Source organism: Nocardiopsis halophila DSM 44494, assembly GCF_000341245.1.
In the GTDB taxonomy this organism is placed as follows: Bacteria; Actinomycetota; Actinomycetes; order Streptosporangiales; family Streptosporangiaceae; genus Nocardiopsis_A; species Nocardiopsis_A halophila.
Genome location: NZ_ANAD01000046.1, coordinates 1 through 1,866 on the forward strand (window position 1 = coordinate 1; position 1,866 = coordinate 1,866).

Annotated in this window: 2 protein-coding genes; both read right to left on the minus strand. The window is 75.1% G+C overall.

Features of this window, described 5'->3' with window-relative positions:
* Nucleotides 1-368 (minus strand): site-specific integrase (locus D450_RS0105720; RefSeq protein ID WP_026128402.1); only part of this gene is annotated, 368 nt, incomplete at its 3' end.
* A gap of 238 nt (nucleotides 369-606) precedes the next feature.
* Nucleotides 607-1,866 (minus strand): DUF418 domain-containing protein (locus D450_RS0105725; protein WP_017537719.1); only part of this gene is annotated, 1,260 nt, incomplete at its 5' end.

Here is a 1,866-nt window from a genome sequence, read left to right on the forward strand (position 1 = left end):
CGCACCGCCTGCATCGGATTGCCCGCCAGAGCCCCCTCCGAGACCCAGAACCCGAAGAACCCGTTCCACGTCGACCAGGCCCGCACCACGCTCGACGGCGCCCGCTCGGCCGCGAACTCCGCGAACGCCCTACGCATCACCTGCGCGTCCAGCTCCTCCAGGCCCACCCGCTCCTCCGGGCGCCCCAGACCCTGCGCCGCACACTCCAGCACCCCCCGCAGATCACGCCGGTAGGCCGCCACCGTGTGCGGCGACGGCTTGCCCGCCATCCGCGCCACCAGGTACTCCTCCACCGCCTCGGCAGCCGACCGCCCCGGCGCGCCCCCGGCCCCCTGCACAGAACCTCCAACGAACTCCGCAGTGCTCATGCCCCCAACCCTCCCCGATCCCGAACCCGCCCACCACACTGGCCCCGGGCGTTTTCGAACACCCCGGCCACCGCTGTTCGACCGCAGCGCGGCCGCCCCACCGCCCCGCGCCGGACCGCCCCGGGGCAGGGGACCGGCACCACCCCCTCCACCCACCCCACGACGAAGGGGCCGGACGCCCCGCGCCCCGCCCCTGCCCACGCCTCCGGCACCCGGCACGACCGCCGGGCGCCCGCACTCACGGAATGCGCTTGGCCACCCACATCGACACCGCGTGCAGCGGCCACTCCAACGGCCCGCGCCGCACCAGCAGCCGCCACACCGTCGCGAACACCAGCGCCCCCACCAGCACCGTCAGGTCCAACCGGTCCGACACGAACGCCAGCGGCGTCCCGTCCACCAGTCCCGACCCCGCCAGCCGGATCACCAGCACATGCCCCACATAAGTGGTCAGCGCCAGCGCACCCACCGCCGCCAGCGGATACACCGCCCACCGCAGATACGGCGCCACGATCAGGCACAGCCCCAGCACCGCCAGCGCGATGCCCCCGGCCCCGTACACCTCGAACGGCGTCCCGCTGTGCCCCGAGGACACCAGCAGCCACGCCCAGTCGTTCACCGGAACCGTTCCGGGGAACCCTTCCCGCAGCGCCTCGCCCACGCTCGACGCCCCGCCGTAGGCCTCCATCACCGAGGCGTCGAAGGACCCCTCCAACCGGGCCCGCCCGCCCAGCTCCAGCGCCGCCCAGGAGGCGGTGTAGGCCACCGCGGCAAGGCCCGCGCCCACGCCCACCAGCGACCACTGCACCGCCCGGCGGCGCAGCCGCAGCCGGCCGACCGCCATCCCGGCGAGCACGAACGGCATCCAGGTGATGGCCGGGTAGGCGCCGGTGATCAGGAAGTTCACGAACCCGTCCCCGGCCAGGGACACCAGCGGGTCGTAGGAGTTGACCGCGCCCACCGGGCCCGCGAGCGGCCCGCCCGAGATCAGGTCGCGCAGGTAGAAGGAGACCACCGGCCCCAGCACGCCCAGCACCGCGGCGGTGCCGGCCACGATCTTCCAGCGCTCGCTCATCAGCGGCGCCGCCAGGACGAAGAACACCGCGTAGTAGGCCAGGATCACCGAGACGGGGGTGCCCAGCATCGTCAGCAGGGTGCCCACCGGCAGCATGATCAGGCCGCGGATGACCACCCGCCACAGCGCTACGCCCATCTCGTGCCCGGCCTTGGGGGAGGGACCGCCCGACAGCAGGGCGATGGACACCCCGGCCAGCAGCGCGAACAGCGCCGCCGAGCGCCCGGACACCAGCCCGTACAGGGCGTTGCTGCCGTCGGCCAGCGTCCAGCCCACGCCCACGTGCACCACGAACATGCCCAGGACCGCCAGGCCGCGGGCCACGTCGATGCCCACCAGCCGGTCGGCCGCGGGGCGCCGCGGCGCCCCCCGGGCACCGGAGGCGCCGGAGGCCTCGGCGGGGGGGGGGGGGGGGGGCCCGGC